General features: G+C 70.1%; 19 protein-coding genes. 9 read left to right on the forward strand and 10 right to left on the reverse strand.

All coding sequences use genetic code 11. The features are described 5' to 3' along the window. Positions 1-67: 67 nt before the first annotated feature. Positions 68-2,203 carry a galactose-binding domain-containing protein gene (locus tag BJY17_RS16655; protein ID WP_179552355.1) on the reverse strand — a complete coding sequence of 712 codons (2,136 nt, stop codon included), beginning with the start codon at positions 2,201-2,203 and terminating at the stop codon, positions 68-70. 205 nt (positions 2,204-2,408) lie between these two features. Between BJY17_RS16655 and BJY17_RS16660 the strand changes: the two genes are divergently transcribed. Then, positions 2,409-3,602, forward strand: coding sequence for a hypothetical protein (locus tag BJY17_RS16660; protein ID WP_179552356.1), 1,194 nt, complete (start codon positions 2,409-2,411; stop codon positions 3,600-3,602). 78 nt (positions 3,603-3,680) lie between these two features. Here the strand turns inward: BJY17_RS16660 and BJY17_RS16665 are convergent, their stop codons facing one another. Both BJY17_RS16665 and BJY17_RS16670 read right to left on the reverse strand, forming a co-directional pair. Continuing rightward, positions 3,681-6,926 carry a glycosyl hydrolase family 95 catalytic domain-containing protein gene (locus tag BJY17_RS16665; RefSeq protein ID WP_179552357.1) on the reverse strand — a complete coding sequence of 1,082 codons (3,246 nt, stop codon included), beginning with the start codon at positions 6,924-6,926 and terminating at the stop codon, positions 3,681-3,683. A gap of 91 nt (positions 6,927-7,017) precedes the next feature. After that, positions 7,018-7,986 (reverse strand): helix-turn-helix transcriptional regulator, encoded by a 969-nt coding sequence (locus BJY17_RS16670; RefSeq protein WP_179552358.1) that lies wholly within the window; start codon positions 7,984-7,986, stop codon positions 7,018-7,020. A 62-nt stretch (positions 7,987-8,048) separates the two neighbouring features. Here BJY17_RS16670 and BJY17_RS16675 point away from each other — a divergent pair, with 62 nt between their 5' ends. Continuing rightward, positions 8,049-9,185 carry an epoxide hydrolase family protein gene (locus tag BJY17_RS16675; RefSeq protein ID WP_179552359.1) on the forward strand — a complete coding sequence of 379 codons (1,137 nt, stop codon included), beginning with the start codon at positions 8,049-8,051 and terminating at the stop codon, positions 9,183-9,185. A 175-nt stretch (positions 9,186-9,360) separates the two neighbouring features. Here BJY17_RS16675 and yiaA read toward each other — a convergent pair whose 3' ends face one another. Both yiaA and BJY17_RS16685 read right to left on the reverse strand, forming a co-directional pair. Continuing rightward, entirely contained in the window at positions 9,361-9,840 is a 480-nt protein-coding gene (yiaA, locus tag BJY17_RS16680) for an inner membrane protein YiaA (RefSeq protein ID WP_179552360.1), read from the reverse strand. Positions 9,841-10,013: 173 nt separating this feature from the next. After that, a complete protein-coding gene (locus BJY17_RS16685) occupies positions 10,014-10,784 on the reverse strand; it encodes an EI24 domain-containing protein (RefSeq protein ID WP_179552361.1) in 771 nt (256 codons plus the stop codon). Between the two features lie 80 nt (positions 10,785-10,864). On the opposite strand from BJY17_RS16685, the gene BJY17_RS16690 reads away from it, so the two are divergent. After that, the gene (locus BJY17_RS16690; RefSeq protein WP_179552362.1) at positions 10,865-11,467 is read left to right on the forward strand and encodes a class I SAM-dependent methyltransferase; all 603 of its coding nucleotides are present in this window, start codon (positions 10,865-10,867) and stop codon (positions 11,465-11,467) included. A gap of 60 nt (positions 11,468-11,527) precedes the next feature. Further along, entirely contained in the window at positions 11,528-11,722 is a 195-nt protein-coding gene (locus BJY17_RS16695) for a hypothetical protein (RefSeq protein ID WP_179552363.1), read from the forward strand. Positions 11,723-11,828: 106 nt separating this feature from the next. On the opposite strand, the gene BJY17_RS16700 is transcribed toward BJY17_RS16695, so the two are convergent. Then, the gene (locus BJY17_RS16700) at positions 11,829-12,662 is read right to left on the reverse strand and encodes an alpha/beta hydrolase (RefSeq protein WP_179552364.1); all 834 of its coding nucleotides are present in this window, start codon (positions 12,660-12,662) and stop codon (positions 11,829-11,831) included. 125 nt (positions 12,663-12,787) lie between these two features. On the opposite strand from BJY17_RS16700, the gene BJY17_RS16705 reads away from it, so the two are divergent. Together BJY17_RS16705 and BJY17_RS16710 are read left to right on the forward strand one after the other, a co-directional pair. Continuing rightward, entirely contained in the window at positions 12,788-13,369 is a 582-nt protein-coding gene (locus BJY17_RS16705) for a TetR/AcrR family transcriptional regulator (RefSeq protein WP_179552365.1), read from the forward strand. Between the two features lie 7 nt (positions 13,370-13,376). Beyond that, a complete protein-coding gene (locus tag BJY17_RS16710; protein ID WP_179552366.1) occupies positions 13,377-14,210 on the forward strand; it encodes an alpha/beta fold hydrolase in 834 nt (277 codons plus the stop codon). A gap of 28 nt (positions 14,211-14,238) precedes the next feature. Here the strand turns inward: BJY17_RS16710 and BJY17_RS16715 are convergent, their stop codons facing one another. Together BJY17_RS16715 and BJY17_RS16720 are read right to left on the reverse strand one after the other, a co-directional pair. Continuing rightward, positions 14,239-15,138, reverse strand: a complete 900-nt coding sequence (locus BJY17_RS16715) for a transposase (RefSeq protein ID WP_179552367.1) — start codon at positions 15,136-15,138, stop codon at positions 14,239-14,241. A gap of 3 nt (positions 15,139-15,141) precedes the next feature. Beyond that, on the reverse strand, positions 15,142-15,639 hold the full coding sequence (locus BJY17_RS16720; RefSeq protein ID WP_179552368.1) for an Lrp/AsnC family transcriptional regulator: 498 nt from the start codon (positions 15,637-15,639) through the stop codon (positions 15,142-15,144). Between the two features lie 334 nt (positions 15,640-15,973). On the opposite strand from BJY17_RS16720, the gene BJY17_RS16725 reads away from it, so the two are divergent. After that, positions 15,974-17,473: a flavin monoamine oxidase family protein gene (locus BJY17_RS16725; protein WP_179552369.1), complete on the forward strand. Its 1,500-nt coding sequence runs from the start codon at positions 15,974-15,976 to the stop codon at positions 17,471-17,473. 13 nt (positions 17,474-17,486) lie between these two features. Here BJY17_RS16725 and BJY17_RS16730 read toward each other — a convergent pair whose 3' ends face one another. Beyond that, positions 17,487-18,452 (reverse strand): IS481 family transposase, encoded by a 966-nt coding sequence (locus tag BJY17_RS16730; RefSeq protein WP_179551414.1) that lies wholly within the window; start codon positions 18,450-18,452, stop codon positions 17,487-17,489. 120 nt (positions 18,453-18,572) lie between these two features. Next, the gene (locus BJY17_RS16735) at positions 18,573-19,052 is read right to left on the reverse strand and encodes an NUDIX domain-containing protein (RefSeq protein WP_179552370.1); all 480 of its coding nucleotides are present in this window, start codon (positions 19,050-19,052) and stop codon (positions 18,573-18,575) included. Positions 19,053-19,126: 74 nt separating this feature from the next. Between BJY17_RS16735 and BJY17_RS16740 the strand changes: the two genes are divergently transcribed. Both BJY17_RS16740 and BJY17_RS16745 read left to right on the forward strand, forming a co-directional pair. Continuing rightward, complete coding sequence (locus BJY17_RS16740; RefSeq protein ID WP_179552371.1) at positions 19,127-19,765, forward strand: NAD(P)H-binding protein; 639 nt, start codon at positions 19,127-19,129, stop codon at positions 19,763-19,765. A gap of 292 nt (positions 19,766-20,057) precedes the next feature. Beyond that, a complete protein-coding gene (locus BJY17_RS16745; protein WP_179552372.1) occupies positions 20,058-20,249 on the forward strand; it encodes a hypothetical protein in 192 nt (63 codons plus the stop codon). The last annotated feature ends 49 nt before the right edge of the window (positions 20,250-20,298 follow it).

A 20,298-nucleotide genomic window follows, 5' to 3' on the forward strand; every position in this document is an offset into this window, starting at 1 on the left:
GAGCGGATGCCGCGGCTCGCGCCGCGGCATCCGCCCGTGTCGTCAGTGGTCGGTTCGAGTCAGGGGCTCAGTTCGAGAAGACTCCGAGCTCCTTGATCGAGTACCCGTACTCCGTCGTGCGCACCGTGCAGAGCACGCGCACGTACCGGGCGCTCGTCGCGGCGAACGACGCGGTGTCGAGCCCGCCGTTGCCGTTCGTCACCGACGAGACGGTGGTCCAGGTCTGACCGTCTTGCGACACCTGCACCTCGTAGGCCTTCGCCGCGGCGGACTCCCACTCGACGACGACCCGGCTGACCGGCTCGGAGGCGCCGAGGTCGACGCGCAGCCACTGCGGGTTCACTCCCCAGTTGCCGCTCGCCCAGCGCGTGTTGGCCTTGCCGTCGACGGCGCGCCCGGGAGCGTAGCTCGTGAACGGGTTCCACTCGCTCGAGCTGGCCGATGCGGGCTTGCCGGTCGCGAGGTTCGACGCGCTCGAGTAGTCGCTCGTCGCCTCCCACGTCTGCAGGTACGACTCCGCGCCCCGCATGAGGTCGGAGACGAGGGTGTCGCCGCCGCCCGACTGGCGCAGCAGCTCGACGTAGTCGGGCGCCAGGCCCGAGTGCACGAAGCCGTCGACGTTGATGTCGAAGGTGCGCTGACCACTGACCTGGCGGTCGATGGTCGTGCCGCCGTCGGCGCTCGTGAACGGGTAGGTGATGTCGACCGGCGCGCTGTCGGCTGCCGGGTGGCTGCCGACGCCGTTGAAGTCGAGCCCGAACCCGTAGCCCTTGTCGTACTGGGCGCGGAGCGCGCTGCCCTCCTGCCACTCGCCGATGAAGCCCGCAGCGTCGTGCGGGTAGCCGGTCTTGAACCCGCCGAGGCGGTAGAGCCGCTCGGTCCAGCCGGAGTCCATCCAGCTGTGGCTCGAGAGCACGCCCGGGTAGCCCTGGGCCTCGAGCAGGTCGAGGGCGCGTTCCGCCGCCTTCACGCTCATGTGGTCGAGCTCGACCATCATGTTGCGGGCCATCATGGCCTTGAGCGCATAGGCGCCGAGGCTCGTGAGGCCGCGCGTGTTGCAGTTCTTGCCGGCCGAGTACTCGGGCACCTCGACGCCCGGGGGCAGCTGCTCCTCGAACTCGGGCACCGTGGCGTCGCCGATCGGGTTGTCGTGACGGGCGGTCGGGCAGGTCTCCGTCTGCCAGAACGTTCCGGTGGAGTAGAACTGTCCGACGTTGATGATCGTGCCCTGCGTGCCGGTGTCGAATCGCACGCCGCAGAGGGCGTTGTCGAACTTGTGGCAGAGGAACATGCTCGAGATGCCGAGTTGCTCGAACTCGTCGAGTCCGCGGTCGATGTCGGCCGTCGAGCACTGCGCGACGTCGAGGATCATCTTGCAGCCGAACGGCTCGGACATCTCGACGCCGAGCACGACCGCGAGCTTGCCCTGCTCGATCACCGCTCGTGCGTCGGCCGGTGTCGTGACGATGCGGAAGAAGCCCTTGCCGGGGCCGCCGTAGATGTCGTCGATGTAGGCCTCCATCTCGCGCGCCTTCTGCGCCTCGAGACGGATCGCCGTCATCTCGTCGCACGAGCGGTCCTTCGGCATGATCGGCAGCGAGCAGATCACGCCGTTGGTGACCAGGTCGTTGACGAGGATGCGCTGGCCGCCGCGCCACGAGCGTTCGACCCAGGCGTAGTACGAGGCCTGGTGGCTCATCGAGGTGGTCTTGGGCCAGTCGGTGAAGGTCGGCCAGCCGACCGGGTCGTGCTTGCCGTCAGCGTCGCCGCTGACGAGGTTCTCGAAGAGCGCGGCGCTGCCGTCGGGGTAGTGGTCGGGGCAGTCCTTCAGGGCGGCTGCGACCCCGTCGGGCGAGAACGGCGCGCCGCAGATCATGCGTCCGCCGAAGCCCTCGTTGGAGTTCAGGTGGGTGTGCGAGTCGATGAAGCCCTGCACCTCCCCGTTGGCGTCGGTGCCGGTGAACGGTGCGCCCGTGACGTTCAGCTCGACGTCTTCGGCGGGGCGGTTCGGCGCCTCCCACCAGTCGGACGTCGCCGCCTCGGCCGGTGCGGTGCTCACTGCGGCGGGAAGCGCCGCGAGTGCGGATGTCGCGAGTGCAGCTGCCAGGGCGAGACCCAGGGTTCTGGATCGCCACCTGCGCTTTCCCTGCTCGGTGGTGCGTTCGGAACGGACACGGTACGGGCGTGCATGATCGATCGCCATCTGAGCCTCCTTGCTCGTTGGAGGCAGCGTATTGTGGGTCGATCGTCCCAGTCAAGCGTCCAACTCAACTGGTCGATGCCGCCGGTCGTCGGGAGCCCGCCGGGAGCCATCCGAACGCCGCCCGTGTGTCGGCTGAATGCCGGCTCGATGCGCGCCCCGAGTTCTTCGGATTGCCCGGCCGCTCACGACCGGGGATACTTCACGAGTGACCCTCGAATCCGCCCCGAGCGCGACGCTCGATCCACTCGGCCAGGCACCGGCCGCGATCGGTGTTCCCGCCCCGCGTCGATCGCGCGCGGCCGTCGCCTGGACGGTGCTCGGCGTGGCGCTGTTCCTCCTCCTCTCCGCTGCCGTGCTCGCCGCGACCGCCATCGCGAACCTCCGCTTCGACGCGGCGGTCGCGGCGCATCGCGACGCCGTCGCCGAGGCCGAGGCGGTCGGCGAGTCGGTCGCAGTCGTCGAGACGGATGCCGCGGCGACCGCGGAGATCGCCGCGTCGGTGCTCGCCGCACCCGACCCGCTCGTCGATGCCGAGGCGAACGCCGCGCTGACGGCGGTCACGGCCGACTTCGACTCGCTGATGGCCTCGGCGCCCGAGACGGAGTTCGCCGAACCGACCCGGCCGCTCTCGCGCCCGATCTGGTTCGCCGACCTCGACCACGCCTCCGAACTGCTGGGCGCGGAGACCGAACGGCTCACCGCCCAGGCCGCCGAGGCCGACGCGTACGCCGCGGATCTCGCCGTCGCCGACGATGCCGTCACCGACTCGGGCGTCGCGTACCTCGACGCCATCGCGCCGGTCGCCGCCGCGGTCGAGGCCGCCAACGGATCCGCGCGCAACGTCGAGCGCATCGAGTACCGCAACAGCGTCGAGCAGCTCGCCGGCAGCACGTGGGGGTACGACGCCGCAGCGCGCATCGACGCCTACGTCGCTGCGGCCGCCGCCCTGCAGTCGACCCACGCGGCCGAAGAGGCCGAGAAGGCGGGCCCGCTCTACGACCGCCGTGTCGAGGTCGAGGCGTACGCCCGGTCGATCGCGGGCGGCGTGCTGCTCGAGTTCGACTGGGCCCCGATCGTGATCGGCTACGGCGAGAACGGCTCCGCGGGAGGCACTGCGACCTGGGACACCTGGGAGGGCGGCCTCTCGACGATCACGCTCTCGAACAGCATCGCGGAACAGTGGGGCGACCCGGTCATGGCCGCGCTCGTCACCCACGAGGTCGGCCACGCGATCACCTCGAAGTGCTACGACATCGTCGGCGAGTACGCGAACGACAACGAGCCGTGGGCCGTCGCGTGGGCGATCGGCATGGGGCACACCGATGCGAACGGCAACGGCGAGTGGCTCTACGGCCGCCCCTCCGACGAGCTCATCGAGCGCTCGAAGGCGTGTCGCTGAGGCGTATCCGACGAGCGACGCTGCCCGCGTCGACCAGTGACGGTCGACGCGGGCAGCGTCTTCACGGTTGCGAGCTGATCAGCCGACCGGGCCCTTGTCGCGCATCGGCTGACCGCTCTTCGGGTTGGCCGGCTTCACCCGGTGGTCGACGCCGTCGACCCGCACGATGACGTTGCCCTGGTTGGGCGCGCGGTCGGCCACGATGTCGAACGAGACCACCCGGCCGTTCTTCCACTCGCAACTGACCTCGTAGCCGCCGCGGGCGCGGAGCCCCGAGAACGATCCTTCGGCCTGCCATTCCTCGGGCAGTGCCGGCAGCAGGTGGATGACGCTCTGGTGACTCTGCAGCAGCATCTCGGTGACGGCGCCGGAGATGCCGAAGTTGCCGTCCATCTGGAAGGGCGGGTGGTCGCAGAAGAGGTTCGGCAGGGTGTTGAACGAGAGCAGGCCGCGCAGCATGATGCGCGCGCGCTCCGCGTCGCCGAGACGGGCGAAGAGCGCGGTGCGCCACGGCCACGTCCACGAGCGCCGGCTGTCGCCGGAGACCGTCGCCTCGGTGAACGGCACGCCCTCCTTCTCGCCGCAGCGGGCCTTGAGGGAGACGAGTGCGGCGGCGGCGAGCTCGGGCGTCGCGTCGGTGATCTGGCGACCCGGGTACACCGCGAAGAGATGCGAGGTGTGCCGGTGGATGTCGTTCGGGTCGTCGAGGTCGCGTTGCCACTCCTGCAGCTGGCCCCATCGCCCGATCCTGTTCGGGGCCAGGCGCGCCTGCATGTCGGCGACCTTCTCGCGGTAGGTCTCGTCCACGTCGAGCGCCTCGGCGCAGTCGAGGTAGTTCTCGAACAGGTCCCAGATGATCTGCTGGTCGTACATGACGCCGTCTTCGCGCGGTCCGTGCTCGGGCGACCAGCCGTCGGGGGCGACGAGCTGCCCGTCGGCGTTCTCCTCGAGACGGTCCTCCCAGAACTCGCAGATCTCCTTGATCATCGGGTGCGCCGTCTCGCGCAGATAGCGCTCGTCCTGCGTGAAGGCCCAGTGCTCGTAGATGTGCTGGGCGTACCAGGCGCTCGCGACCGTGTTCCACTCCCAGGAGTTGCCGCCGAAGATCGACTGCGAGGTGCGTGCGGTCCAGCCGCGCGTCTCCTCGCCGAACGCGTTCCGCGTCGCGACCCGGCTCGGCACCGCGACCTGCTCGACGAAGTCGATGAGTGCGGTGTGGCTCTCGGCGAGGTTCGTCGATTCGGCCCCCCAGTAGTTCATCTGCACGTTGATGTTCGTGTGGTAATCGCTCGCCCACGGCGGCTGGTTGCTGTTGTTCCAGAGCCCCTGCAGGTTGGCGGGCAGACCGCCGGGCCGCGAGGAGCTGAGCAGCAGGTACCGCCCGTAGTCGTACATCGCCTGCTCGAGCGTGGGGTCGGCCTTTCCCTTCTTGTACCGAGCGAGACGCTGACTCGTCGAGAGCGCGAGCACCGAGGCATCCGTCTCGCCCCACGCGACGGTCGCCCGCGACATGAGCTCCGACACCTGGGCGGTGTGCTCGTCGCGCAGTTCGTCGAACGAGCGTGCGGCAGCGGCGTCGAGCGCGGTGGCGATGCCCGGCTCGGGGGCGTCGCCGCGCCATCCGTCGACCGCGCTCATCTTGTAGTCGGTGCGGGCATCGAGCACGAGGGTGAGCGTGTGGCAGCCGGCGACGCGGAGGGTCGCACCCTCGACGGTCACCGTGCCATCGGCCTCGACGACCCGGATGGTGCAGGCGTGCTTGAGCGCGTTGGCCATCACCCCGCGGAATCCGATCTCGGCGCCGATGCCGCCCCCAGTGCCGGCGGTCGGCGCCTGCTCCTGCGCCGAGGCGAGCGAGACGACCCCTGAGATGCCCGACTCGGCGTCGGTCGTGTAGCGCAGCACCATGACGTCGGCCGTACGGCTTGCGAAGGCCTCGCGGATCACCTGGCCCGCGATGGTGCCGAACTGCGTCACGTGCACGCCGACGGCGGTGTCGAGCCCGCGCCGGTAGTCGGTGACCGCGCGCAGCGTGCGCGAGTCGAACGACGGGCCGACGAGGGCGACCTCGCCGATCGCGAACGGGGTCGTCGCCGATGCAGTGGCGAATGTGAATCGGTATGAGGCGTAGGCCGTCGCGTTCGCGAACGTGGAGGTCTTCGCCTCGCCGCGGGCGGCGAAGGGGGCGCCGGGCTCGCGCGAGTCGAGGGTGACCCAGTCGACGCCGTCGACGGACGCCTCGAGCCGCCAGCGCACCGGGTCCTGCTCCGGCGCGTCGGATGCCGCGGTCAGCACGTACGACGTCGCGACCGCCTTGGCCGGCAGGTCGAGCTGCCACTGCACTCCGTCACCGGGTTCGGCGACGCGCCAGGCCGTCGCCGGGTCGCCGTCGACGCTGCGGGCCAGGTCGGTCGAGGCGTCCGTGCCGGCGGACGCGCCGCTCGGCGACGAGACGTAGGCGAGTGCCCCCGACGAGAGGCTGACGCCGCCGAGCGAGATCTCGGAGACCTGGAAGTGGCTGACGCCGGACTTCGGCACGAACGTGAAGCGGTAGTAGCGATAGGCGGTGGCGTTGTCGAAGGTGTACTGCTTGGCCTGGAAACGGCTTTCGAAGGGGGCGCCCGTGCGAGTGTCGAGCACGCTCCAGTCGACGCCGTTCTGCGAACCCGAGAGCGTCCACTCCTGCGGGTCGCGGGCCGGCACGTCGTTGGCGCTCGTGAAGCTGTAGTTCGTCACCGTCGCAGGGTCGGGCAGTTCCGCCTGCCACAGCACCGTGGCCGGCGGGCCGTCGATGCACCACTTGGTGCGCGAATTGCCGTCGTAGGTGCGGTCGACGCCTTCGGATCCGGAGACGCGGTACGGGCCGCCCGGCGCGGTGACCTTCGGGCCGGCGGCGAACGTGAAGCGCATGGTGCCGAAGTCGCGGTAGGAGCCGAAGCCCGTCACGCTCGTGTCGTACGCTCCGTCGGGCTTGCCCATGAGCGCGTTGTCGTAGTCGTTGACGCCGCCCCAGAGGCTCTGCTCGTTGAACTGCACGACCTCCTCGTCGGGGTTCGCGAAGATCATGCCGCCGAGCCGGCCGTTGCCGATCGGCAGTGCCTGCGACTGCCAGTCGGTCGCCGGGGTGCCGTACCAGAGCGACTTCCGGGAGAGCGTCGGGGCGGCGAGTGCGGCGCGGCGGGTCGAAGCGGCCACGCCTGCCGGCGCGAACGTCGTTGCGGCAGCGGGTCGGGCGGTCAGCAGGTCGCCGAACAGGGGGGTCATCGCGACGACGCCGCCGATCTGGAGTACCCGGCGGCGGTGAGGGTCGAAGCTGAAGTTCATCGAGAGTCTCCTGCGCATCATTGATCAGGTGTTTCACACGGAAATGCGGCTCGCTTCATGGAGAAGCGACCGCTGTTGCCATACTGTCGAATCAAAGATTTCCTGCGGGCGCGCGAGCGGCTCGGGCGTAGCGTTCGCTGTAGGCCAGGAGCAGTGAGCGCAGCTCGTCGGGCGACTCGACCGTGAAATCCATGCCCAGCATGCCGATGTAGGCGGCGATGGTGTCGAGCGAGTCGGCGCCGGTGACGAGCACCGACTCGGTATCGGAGACGGCTTCGACGACGCCCACCGCGTGGTGGATGCGGGCGAGCACGGCGTCGGCCGGCGCAGCGATGCGCAGACGAGCATGCACCTTCCAGCCGCTCTCGGCGATGGAGCGCATCGCGAAGGCGGTGTAGTCGTCGCCCGGCAGCGTCGTCGGCTCGAAGCGGCGCCGCGTCGGCATGCGCGGCTCGATCCAGTCGGCGCGGAAGGTGCCCCACTCGTCGGTCGACGGGTCGCGGCCAACCAGGTACCAACGGCGTGCCCAGCTCAGCAGCCGGTACGGCTCGATGAGGCGCGCCGAGCCCTGGTAGTCGAACCGGATCCATTCGACCCCGCGGATGGCGCTCGCCACCGCGGTGAGCACGGCGGCATCGACCTCGGGGTCGGGCGCGTCGGTGTCGTTGTTCTCGGGCGCGCGCTCGATCACGGTCGCGAGCGCCTCGACCGTGGGGCGGAGTCGCGACGGCAGCACCTGCTCGAGCTTCGAGAGTGCTCGCGTGCTCGACTCCTCGACGCCGGCGATGCCGGTCGCGGCGCGCAGGCCGATCGCCACGGCGACCGCCTCCTCGTCGTCGAGGAGCAGCGGCGGCAGCTTGGCGCCCGCGCCGAGGCGATAGCCGCCGGCGGCACCGCGGGTGGCGTCGACGGGGTAGTCGAGCTCGCGCAGGCGGTCGATGTCGTTGCGGATGGTGCGCGGGGTCACGCCGAGCCGAGCGCCGAGTTCGGTGCTCGTCCAGTCGGGTCGGGTCTGCAGCAGGGCGAGCAGTGAGAGCAGTCGGGCGGCGGTGTCTGACATGTTGAAAACTCGATCCATCATTAGGAACTGAATGTTCCTATATGCACCGTACCGTCGAAGACATGACGAACACCACCTCCACCGACATCCGCCCGTTCACGATCGACGTCGCCCAGGCCGAGCTCGACGACCTCATGGAGCGACTCGCGCTCACCCGGCTGCCCCAGCCGGCACCCGCCGACGACTGGGACACGGGAACGCCGAACGCCTACCTCCGCGAGGCCGTCGCAGCATGGCGCGCGTTCGACTGGCGTGCCGCCGAGGCGCGCATCAACGCCGTGCCGCACTTCACGACCGAGGTCGACGGCCAGCCCATCCACTTCATCCACGTGCGTTCGGCGCACCCCGGGGCGACGCCGCTGCTGCTCGCGCACACCTACCCCGGGTCGTCCGTCGACTACCTCGACCTCATCGACCTGCTCGTCGACCCCGTCGCGCACGGGGGCCGCGCCGAGGACGCGTTCGACGTCGTGATCCCGGATGCCCCGGGCTACGGCTTCTCGAACCCGGTCGCCGAGCCCGGCTGGACCACCGCGCGCGTCGCCCGTGCCTACGACGAGCTCATGCACCGGCTCGGATATGCCGAGTACGGCATCCACGGCTCCGACAACGGGGCCCTCGTCGCCCGCGAGCTGGGGCTCGCGAGCCCCGAGGGCTTCCTCGGCCTCCACGTGCTGCAGCTCTTCTCGTTCCCGAGCGGCGACCCGGCCGAGTTCGAGCACCTCGAGCCGCAGGACTACGCGGGACTCGAGCACATGCAGTGGTTCCAGTCGGTCGGGGGCTACAACACCATGAACGCGAGCCGGCCCCAGACCGTCGCGGTCGGGCTCAGCGACTCGCCGATCGCGCTGCTCGCCTACAGCGAGCTCTTCAACTCGTTCGGCAACGGCACCTCGCTCGTCACCCTCGAGCAGATCATCACCGAGGTGAGCGTCAACTGGTTCGCGAATGCCGCCGCCGGCATGAGCCGCAGCTACCTCGACAACGCACGCGCCGAGGCCGAGCCGCAGATCAACGCCGCGCCCACCGGCGTGGCGGTCTTCAAGGACGACTTCCAGACGATCAAGGTCTTCGCCGAGCGCGACAACTCGAACATCGTGCACTGGAGCCGCTTCGAGCAGGGTGGCCACTACGCCGCACTCGAGGTGCCCGAACTCGTGGCCGGCGACATCCGCGCGTTCTTCGCCGGGTTGCGCTGACGACGAAACGGCAGAGCGGATGCCGCGGTCTCGCGCCGCGGCATCCGCTCTGCTGTTCGGCGGTCACCCACCGGAGGGCGTGAGAGATCCACCGGCTTGATGCGGACCGGAGCCGCCGAATCCTTCAGCGCGTGCGAGACGGGGTGCGCTGGCAGCGGCAGGCGTGCGGCAGCCCTCAGTCGAGCGCCCCGTCTTTGGACGGCGACGTGACGAGGAGATGAGGCTGACGAGCCGCCTGCACCTCGTCCGGATCCTCCGAGGTCGCGAGGTCGCGGACGTTCTTCTGGATCGCGACCACGGCGTAGAGCGACATCGCGAAGGAGACTCCGTACACCAGCTTCTCACTGATGGAGATGCTGCGGGCGTTGATGAGCCCGACGATGAGGAGTGTGAGTGCGGCGGCGAGCATCAGCCAAGCGATGCCGTAGTAGATGTTCGTGACCGGGATCGCCTCGGCGCGGTCACGGACCGACTTCTGCACGGAGATCGCGGCGAACAGGCCCAGGAGGAGGAGCGAGAGGTAGTACCCCTTCTCGTTCAGCTCCATGTCGGCGTTCAACAGCGAGATGAGGTAGGTGCCCATTCCGATGGCGAGAGCCGCCCAGGACGCACCGATGAACGCAGGCGAGGGCTTGATGGTGCGGTTCTGAGACATGAGGACTGTTCCTTCTGGTCGGGTCGCGGAATGTCTGGCTGGAGCTCGGAGTTCTTCAGCGTTACCCTATCGGCGCGCATCGCGTCTCGAAGTCCGAGAGCTGATGATCGTGGGCTCGAGGTCGGCCGGGCCATCCGTCGTTGCCGGGTGAGCTGGTGCCCGCGCCCTGATGCTCAGGCCGAAGGCGGCGTCGGGCCCGAACCTGCCGGAGGGTGCGACGCATCGAGCGCCGCGCGCGCGAGCATCGTCGAACCCGCGACGGCTGCGGGCATCGCGATGACGGCGCCGAGCGGCACCATGAAGCAGAGCTGGGTCGCGACGCCGAACCCGAGCATCCGGGCCCGCTGGCCGCGAAGCACCGCCTTGCGGTCGGTCGACGTGATGCCGCGAGCCTCGAAGGCGCGGGCGGTGAGCTCGCGTGCGAGCAGCCATCCCGACAGCACGACGCCCAGCACCGGTGCGACGACCGCTCCGACGACCGGAATCAACCCGATCAGTGCGACGGCGAGTGCTGCGACGACGCCGAGGGCGATGAGCGCGGCGGCATCGGCGGCCGCCCGCCAGAATCCGGCCCCGCGATCGGGCACCTCGCCGCCGAGCTCGATCTCGACGGCACGCCAGATGCGTTCGTAGAACGGATCGCCGACGGCGAGCGTCACCGCGGTGAACGTGACCGCCGCGAGCAGCACGGCACCGGCGAAGGTCACCGCGGCGATGGCGATGCGCAGCGACGCCGTCCAGAACGCGTCCCACCGCTCGGCGAACGGCGTGGCCCACTCGACGATCGCCGGCAGCTGGATGCCGAGCGCGACGAGCGCGGCCAGTACGATCGCGAAGACGATCGCCGCGGGAATCAGGCCGAGCATCATGACGCCGGGCCGTCGCGCCCAGAACCCGAAGCCGCGCAGCAGCAGGCCGGCACCGGAGAGGAATCGCCTGACCATCGCACCAGCCTACGGCGCGGGCGTGCCCGGTCGGTGTGCGCCAGGTTGACGGGAGGCCGCAGTCGTGTTCGCATGGCCGCATGGAGCAATCGAGGGCCGCGGCATCCGAGCTCATCGACGACGACGACCTCGACGACCTCGAGCGGGAGTTCGTCGGCCGGGTGCGCGGCCGGGTGCTCGAGATCGGTGCGGGGGAGGGTGAGAACTTCGGGGCGCTGCACGTCGACGTCGAGTGGATCGGACTCGAGCCCGATGCCGAGCGACGTGCCGAGCTCGCGACGCGTGCTCGCGAGTGGGGTCATCGCGCCGAGCCGCTCGACGCCATGGCCGAGTCGATCCCTCTGCCCGACCGCTCCGTCGATGCGGTCGTGGCGACCTGGGTGCTCTGCTCGGTCGCCGACCCCGCGGCGGCGCTGGCCGAGGTGCGCCGGGTGCTCGTGCCCGGCGGCCGGGTCGTGTTCATCGACCACGTCGTCGCGCCTCCGCGCACCGTGAAGCGGGCGGTGCAGCGCATCGCCACTCCGTTCTCGGCGAGGTTCTGCCACGGATGCCACTGGGATCGGGACCCCGCTCGGGCACTCGCCGATGCGGGCTTCGTCGGCGACGACGTGCGGCCGCTCCGCGTGCGGTCGATGCCGTTCGGCCCCGTGCCGACCCTGCTCTTCGACGGCCATGCCCCGTGACGGGCGACGTGCGATGATCGCGGTGCCGGGGCATCCGCGCCCGTCGGCTAGCCTCGGATCATGAGCCGCACCGTCTGGACCGTCATCGGCGTGATCGTCGCCGTCGTGATCGCGTGGTTCCTCGTCGACGTGCTGTTCAGCCTGCTCTGGTTCATCGGCAAGCTCGTGATCGTCGCCGTGGTCGCGGTCGTCGTGTACTTCGTGCTGCGGAGCGTCTTCGGTCGCGGCGACGGTCAGGGCTCGATCGAGCGCTGACGCCGCCCGCGCCGCTCAACCACGTCGGGACCACTCGTGTCGCACCGGACCCGGGATATCCGTGGTCCGGTGCGACACGAGTGGTCCCGTCATGGGGCCACCGTGCTCAGGCCGCGGGCGTGGCCGCCTCGGCGTGCTCGGTCGCCCAGGTGAGGGCGTACTCGGCGACCTCCTCCCAGCCGTCCTGGCTGACGATGCGGTGGGTGCGGCCCGCGAACTCGCGGTACTCGACGACGGCGGGGCTGCCGGTCGAGTGGTACTTCTTCACGATGGCCCTGCCGATGGCCGGCGGCACGACGTGGTCGATCTCACCCGTGATGACGAGCAGCGGCGCACGGTCGGTGCGTCCGAAGTCGACGTGGCTGACGCCGCCCTGCTCGTTGAACGCACCGGCGACGCCCTCGAAGAACACCCGGTTGTACGAGTTCACCGCGAACTCCTCCCAGAGGCGATCGGATGCCGCGCGATCGAGGTCGTTGCCGAAGGTGAAGTGGAAGTGCCCCTTCGAGAGCGGCTTGGCGCCGTTCTTCGCGAACGGGTTCGAGAGGATCGGCGTGCCGGTCCAGAGGGTCGACGCCGGGAGGGTGGTGATGCCGGCGGGCTGGCCGGGGGTGACGCCGACGTAGGCGACGCCGAGCCCGCGGTCGGCGAGCATCTGGGTGAGCAGGCCGCCGAACGAGTGGCCCATGATGATCGGCTTCTCGGGCAGGGCCCGGATGATGCGCTCGTAGTGGTCGGCGATCTGCTTCAGGCCGATGCCCTGCAGCGCCTCGGGGTTCGAGCGGATGTCGGCGACCTCGCGGTCGTCGATGCCGGGCCAGCCCGGAACGATGACCTCGTGGCCGCGGGCCCGGAAGTACTCGGCCCAGGTGTTCCAGCTCTTCGGGGTCATCCAGAGTCCGTGGATGAGGACGATGGGGGTCTTGGTGGTGGTGGTCATGGTTCTCTCCTTCTCGTGGCGTCCCACCCTTTGGTAGAACGATCGTTCTGTCTATGTCTGAGAAGTTACCCCCGGTCGCATCGGATGTCAAGCAAAAAGAGAAAGATCGTTCTATCATTTTCGGTATGGCACCTCGAAGCACCTCCACCGGCACGTCCGAAGCGCGCGAACGCCTGCTGCGCACGGCCTCCGAGCTCTTCTACCGCGAGGGCATCCACTCGGTCGGCGTCGACCGCATCATCGGCGAGGCCGGGGTCACCCGGGCGACCTTCTACCGGCACTTCCCGGGCAAGGAGGACCTGGTCGAGGCCTACCTCGGCGTCGAGGATGCGAACATCCGCGGCGCATTCGCGGCCGCCGAGGCATCCGGCGCCGAACCGAAGCAGCTCGTGGGCCTCGTGATCGAGGGGCTCGCCGACGACGTCGCCCGCCACCACACCCGCGGCTGCCCGTTCATCAACGCCGCCGCCGAGTACCCGGACGCCGCCAGCGGAGTGCGCCGGGCCGTCGCCGGGCACCGCGAGTGGTTCCGTTCCGAGCTGGAGTCGGTGCTGACGGCGGCCGAGGTGGAGGACCCCGTGGGCGCCGCGGGCCAGCTCGTGCTGCTCCGCGACGCCGCGATGGTCGGCGGGTACCTCGACGGGTGGGAGCGGGTGCGCCCCGCGTTCACCGCGGCGGCCGTTCGCGCCGCCGGCGTGGAGGGCTGAGCCAGCCGTGGCGCTCACCGAACTCGACGTGCCGCTCCGCGACGGCGGCAGCCTGCACGCTTTCGACACGGGGGCGGATCCCTCCTCGCCGCTGACCCTCGTCTGGCACCACGGCTCCCCGCAGACGGGCGCCCCACTCGAGCCGCTGCTCGAGGCGGCGTCGGCGAGGGGCATCCGGCTCGTCTCCTATGGGCGTCCGTCGTACGGCGGCTCCACGCCGCGGCCAGGTCGCGACGTCGCGTCGGCGGCAGCGGATGTCGCGGCGATCGCCGATGTGCTCGGCCTCGAGCGGTTCGCCGTGATGGGCGCCTCAGGCGGTGGTCCGCACGCCCTCGCGTGTGCGGCTCTGCTGCCGGAGCGTGTCACGGGTGCGGTCACGCTCGCGGGCATCGCCCCGCGCACCACCGCCTACGACTGGTTCGCCGGCATGGCCTCGCCGGGCGGCCTGCAGGCCGCCGTCGAGGGGCGCGCAGCGCGGGCGGCGTTCGCCGAAACCGAGGAGTCCGACCCGTCGCAGTTCCTCCCCGTCGACTGGGCGGCGCTCGACGAGCGATGGGCGACGCTCGGCGCCGACTCCGCGCGCGCCGGGGAGGCCGGGCCCGACGGCCTCATCGACGACGACGTCGCATTCGCCGCCCCTTGGGACTTCGACCTCGGATCCATCGGCGCGCCCGTGCTCCTCGTGCAGGGCGAGGGCGATCGGGTGGTGCCCGCGAAACACGCCTCGTGGCTGCTCGCGCACATTCCCCGTGCCTCGCTCTGGATGCGACTCGACGACGGGCACGTGTCGGTGCTCGACGTCGTGCCCGATGCCATGGACTGGCTGCTCGAGCGCAGCTGAGCGATTCGTCGAGGCGGCGGCCGGGCAGCTACTCGAGCCCCTCCAGCGCCTCGCGCGCCTCGCGCGCCTCATCGGCGTCGACCTCCGCGGCCTCGGCGTCGCGGGCCGCGCGATCACGTTCGCGGGTGAGCGTGCGCGTCGCTCGATCGGCCTCGGCGATCTCCGCCTCGACCGTGCGCAGTTCCGCGTCGAGCTCGTCGCGGCGAGACGCGAGATCACGGTGCTCCCGGTCGGCCTCGGCGAGCCGCGCGTCGAGGGCGTCGAGCGCAGCGGATGCCGCGGCCGCCCGTTCCTCGGCCTCGGCGACCGCGCGCTGGGCGCGGGCCCGTGCCGTCTCGGCTCGCTTCGCCGCCGCGGCGCTCAGCGGCCCGGCGGAGTCCCCCGTGCCCGCCGCTCGATCGGGTTCGGTGCGAGGTGCCGGCCCGCCGGCGACGGCGTCGCCCAGGTCGACCTCGACGCCGACGGCCTCGAGCGCCCGCACGAGGCGTCCCGTGCGCACGGCGTCGGCGGCAGCGGCATCCGACATCGCGGCCTGCAGCGTCTGCGCGACCTCGTCGAGCACGGGAGTGCGCACCGGGGAGCCGAGGTCCTCGGCGAGGGAACCCGCCTCGCGGGCGAGCGCCGAGACGAGGCGACGACGCTGCCGGCCGAGCTCGGCGAGCTCGGCCGTGTCGAAGCCGGCCTGTGCCGCACGCGCCTCGGAGCCGAGGTCGAGGATCGCCGCGACCTCGGCGGGCCGGTGCCGCACGAGCTGGTTCACGAGCCAGGCGGCAGGGGAGGGTCGTCGGAGCTCGCGGATGCGGGCCGCGAGCTCGCGATCGTCGGCGGCGACGGTCTGCGCCCGTGCGTTGCGCGCCGCGGTGAACTCGTCGGGGCGCAGCGCGTACAGCGCCGTCGCGGCATCGTCGAGCGGGTCAGCCGGCGGCATGCGTCACACTCCGTCCGGCTCATCGATCGCGGGACGAACGCTGCCGACACCCCACCCGTACGAGAGCTTGTGCGCCTCGAGCACGAAGAACGACTCCGTCGAGACCACGCCCGAGATCGCCGCGATGCGTCCGTTCAACATGTCGATGAAGTGCGGCACGTCTTCGCAGATCACCTCGGCCATCACGTCGAAGCGGCCGGTGGTGTGGATGACGTAGCTCGTCTCGGGGAGCTCGGCGAGCGCCGCACAGACCGAGCGGGCGGTGCCCGGTGTCACGCGGATGCCGATCATCGCGAGCCGGTCGAAGCCGATCGCGAGGGGGTTGGCGATGCCGACGATCTGCAGGATCCCGGCGTCCTCGAGCCGCTTGGTGCGGTAGCGCACTGACGAAGCCGGCACTCCGAGATCGTCGGCGAGACGCTGGAACGACCGGCGCCCGTCGACCTGGAGGGCGGCGATGATGCGACGGTCGATGTCGTCCATCTCGAATGGTGCGGCCATGCAACGAACCTAGCGCCAGCACGGCGTCGGGTGGCGGGCACGCCCAACGGGCAGCGCGCCTCGTGCGGTGATGAGGCGAGCTGCTGAGCGTGGCGTTCCGTGAAGATCATTGACATCTCACTGTTGATTCGACAAAGATTCCCTCAACTGTTGCGTGTTCAGCAGATTCCGGTGAGGATGACTCTCAGATCGACATGAGCAGTCGTCGTCGTGCACTCAACGGGGAGTGGGACACCCAGCATCGTCACCGAGTCTCCGGCCATGCGGACGCGCGGCCATCGCCGCGATCGCGGCCGTTGCGGTTCCACCGATTCGACTACGAAGGAGTAGCACCATGGAGAACATCAGCCGTCGCGGGCTCTTGATGGGCGGGCTCGCCGCCGCCGCAGGTCTCGCCGATGTCGCTGCCGGCGGCCAGCCGATCGGCCCTGGGAACGGCCACGGCAACGGCACGCCGTCGCTGAGGCACGCGAAGGGCGACAAGAGCACGTGGGACGTGATCGTGGTCGGGGCCGGTGCGGCGGGCATCGGTGCGGCGCGTCGCCTCACGGATCAGCACCCCGATCTGCGTGTCGTGATCGTCGAGGCCCGCGACAGGATCGGCGGCCGCATGCACACCGACCGGACGTCGATGGGCATCCCGGTCGAGCGCGGCTGCGAACTCGTCCATGGCGGCCCCTATGCGTCGACCTACCCGTGGATCGAGCGGGCCGGGTTCGACATGCGGATGTTCCAGAACAACTACATCCGCCAGGCCGATGCACCGAGGTCCTCGCCGTCCTCCCAATGGCATCAATGGGACTCTCCGACCTCCTGGCTGTTCCCGCTGGGCCTGCCGGAGGCGCTCATCCCGTACGACCCTGCAGGGCAGAACCTCCCGCTGCCGGCCGCACTTCCCGGCGAGATGGCCGACGCGTACCTCCTGCGCCTCGGGGTGACCGCCGCGAACACGCCGACGGGCCTCACCTACGAGTTGACCGACGACAGCGATCCGCTGTACGACACGGCCGCCTCTCGCGTCGCCGCACCGCTCCGGGACTGCATCCGGTACACGCTGCATCCCGAGCAGGCGCCGGAGCCGGAGATCCTGGACCCGAACGACTCGCGGTACGACGACGGAGACTACAAGATCGTCGGCGGCTACGACCAACTGCTGCACTTCATCGCGGGCGACGTCCCGGTCATGTTGCGGACCGTGGTCGAAGAGGTCAGCTACACCGCGAACGGCGTCGAGCTGCTCACGTCCGCGGGCGCGATGTTCGGACGCCGAGTCGTCTTCGCCGTCCCCGCGGGGGTCATGCAGCGTCGCGACATCGCATTCACCCCCGGCCTGCCTGCCGCCAAGTGGGCCGCCTTCGACGCGTTCGAATACCACGACATCTTCAAGTGCGTGCTCGAGTTCAAGGAGAAGGTGTTCACACCCAACGGCACCGACAACTGGGGCTACGCCGAGTCCATGGATCACTTCCCGACCACGCTGTGGAACGCCTCGATCGCCTCCCCCGGCTACAAGGGGCAGGCCATCGTGGGATGGGAGACCGGCGCAGCGGCACGAGAACTCCACGCGCTTCCGCTCGAGCAGAAGTACCAAGCAGTGCTCGAGGTCGTGCGGAAGTCCGCGGGAGACCCCGGCCTTCGGTACCACAAGGCCGTGATGACCGACTGGGCCAACGAGCCCTACTCGTGGGGCCCATACGGCAGCGGAGGCAACTCGAGGGACATGGCCGCAACCGTCGGCGGCGTCCTGTACTGGGCCGGCATGCGCACCAGTACCGTGTCGGCGTCGTACTCGTCGGGCGTCGCGCAGGCGGATCAACTCCTCCTGGCGCTCTAGGTGTACCCGGCCATCAGGTTGGTAGCAGGCGGCTGATTGGCGGGTGGCCTCCGAGCGCGCTGTGGCGTCGTTCAGTGTTGTAGTGCTCGATCCACGGCGCAAGTGCCGCGGCGCGTTCTGCGTTGCTTGTGAAGGCCTGCCGGTAGGCCCACTCGGTCGCCAGGGTCCGGTTCAGTCGCTCAACTTTGCCGTTCTGCCAGGGGCAGTGGGGCTTGATGAACTTCTGCCGGATTCCGTGGGTCGCACAGACCTCGCGGAGCGAGTACCTGTAGGCCCACGCGTTGTCGGTGATCAACCGCTCGATGCGGGTGATGCCGCTGGCCGCGAAGTAGACGATCGCACGCTCGAGGAACGCAGCGCATGTCGACCCCTTCTCGTCGGTGAGGACCTCGCTGTAGGCCAGCCGGGAATGGTCATCGACGAGGGAGTGGACGTAGTCGAAGCCGACCTTGGTGTTGCGGTCGCGTTGGATCGACCCACTGGCTCGGCCGTGGGCCCGCCAGCCGCCACCGTCAGGGATCCGGCCGAGCTTCTTCACATCCATGTGCACCAGCTCGCCCGGCCGGTCGCGTTCGTAACGTACGGCGGTCTGCTTTGATGAACGGATCACCTCGCCGGTGATCGGGTCGCACTCACGCAGGTAGGGCACGTTGTGGCGGCGCAGGATCCGAGACACCGTCCGTGCGGGCACCCCGACCATCGGGCCGAGGACGTCGGGGCCGCATCGCTCGCTGGCCCGTGCAGCGAGGACCTGCTGTTCGATCTCGTCGCTGGTCCTCGTGGGCATCGTGTGAGGCCGTGAGGACCGCGTCGCGAGTCCGGCATCGCCTTCGGCGGTATGGCGGTCGATCCAGGTCTTCACGCACTTGCGGGAGACCCCCATCGCGGCGGCGATATGGGCTTGGGGCCAACCGGCTTGGTGGCGTTGGATGATCAGTCGGCGACCGTGAACGGTCAACCGCGCACTACCGTGGGACACGAGAACCTCCGGTGGGTCGTGGGCCTTAGACAAGCCACATCCCACTCGGAGGTTCTCGTTCGTTCAACCAGGCTCGCCGCTACCAACGTCCTGGCCGGGTACATCTAGGGCGGGTCGAGTTCAGCCGAGCGATCCGTCGAACGCGGCCAGCAGCGCGTCGAGGGCCGGGCGCTGGCCCGCGGTGAGCAGTTCCCGGGCCTCGAACACGGGCGTCCATCGAGCCTCGTCGACCTCGGGGAACTCCCGGCGCCGCCCCGACCGCGGCGGCCACTCGATCTCGAAGGTGTTCGAACGCACCTCGTCGACCTCGAAATCGGGGGCCGGAGCCGCGAAGACCCGCACCGTCTTGCCCGAGGAGTACCGGAACGCGCCGAGATCGATCACGTCGGCATCGGGCGCCGGCACGCCGATCTCCTCGGCGAACTCGCGGCGGGCCGCGGCGAGCGGCTCCTCGTCGGTGAACTCGCCCTTCGGGATCGACCATGCGCCCGCCTGCTTTCGCGCCCAGAACGGCCCGCCCATGTGCGCGATGAAGACCTCGAGCCCGCGCAGCTCGCGGAGTTCGCGGTAGAGCAGCAGGCCCGCGCTCGTCACCGGCACGGCGCACCGCCCTGCCACAGCGCGCGCCCGGCATGCGGGAGTAGCGTGGGGCGAGTCGGTCGGAGGAGGAGCACATGGCACGCATCGTGATCATCGGGGGCCACGGCAAGATCGCCCTCAAGCTCGAACGGCTGCTCGCCGATCGCGGCGACGAGGTCGACGCGATCATCCGCAACCCCGACCACGCCCCCGACGTCGCTGCGGCGGGCGCCCGCCCGGTCGTCGCCGATATCGAGCGGCTCGACGTCGAGGACCTCGCCGAGATCCTGCACGGCCACGACGCGGTGGTCTGGTCGGCAGGAGCCGGCGGCGGCGACCCCGCGCGCACCTACGCCGTAGACCGAGACGCGGCGATCCGGTCGATGGCGGCCGCCGAGAGTTCGGGCGTCTCCCGCTACGTGATGGTCTCGTACTTCGGCTCGCCCGACCACAGCGTGCCCGAGGGCAACACCTTCCGTGCCTACGCCGAGGCGAAGGCGGCCGCCGACGAGCACCTCGCGGGCACGACGCTCGACTGGACCATCCTCGGCCCGAGCACGCTCACCGACGGCGAGGGCACCGGACACATCGACGTCGGGGTGCCCAACAGCGGCACGGTCGATCGAGCGGATGTCGCGGCCGTCGCCGCCGAGGCGGTGCACCGTGATTCGACGGTGCACCGGACCATCCGCTTCAACGCCGGCAGCACGCCGATCGCCGAAGCGCTCGGCTGACCGTCGCCGCTCGAGCGCAGGCACGGGCTTCGGAACGGTCAGTGCTCGCGTGGTCGTCGGATCAGCGACCAGATCGCGGCGAGGCCGAGCAGGCCTCCGACCGCGATGATCATTCCGAGAATCGACCAGATCACGCTTTCCGTCGACATCGCCCACCTCCGTGTCAGTGGCTTCATTCTGCCCGCGGGCGCACGCCGCCGCCAGCGTTCGGTGTGGAATGCGGCCGAGTCAAGCCGTTGACGGATCTCGTGTTCGCCGCGCACGCTGGAGCGAACCGACCTTCGGAGGAATGATGACCGACGCACGAGACGCAGACGCAGCCGGCGCAGGCCGACGCGCCGCACGCGACGGCCGGCCGGCCGTCGAAGACGATCGCGAACCGGAGGCGGCCACGGGCGGAGACGACCCCAACGACCTCGAAGCCGACAACGCGGTCGAGGCCGACTCGATCGAGACCATCGACCCCGAGAACCCTCCGGCGTAGTCGTCGGCGGTTCTGCTCTGAGCGGATCGAGCTGTCGGCGCACGGATGC

It is taken from the genome of Agromyces hippuratus (genome assembly GCF_013410355.1).
Classification (GTDB): Bacteria; Actinomycetota; Actinomycetes; order Actinomycetales; family Microbacteriaceae; genus Agromyces; species Agromyces hippuratus.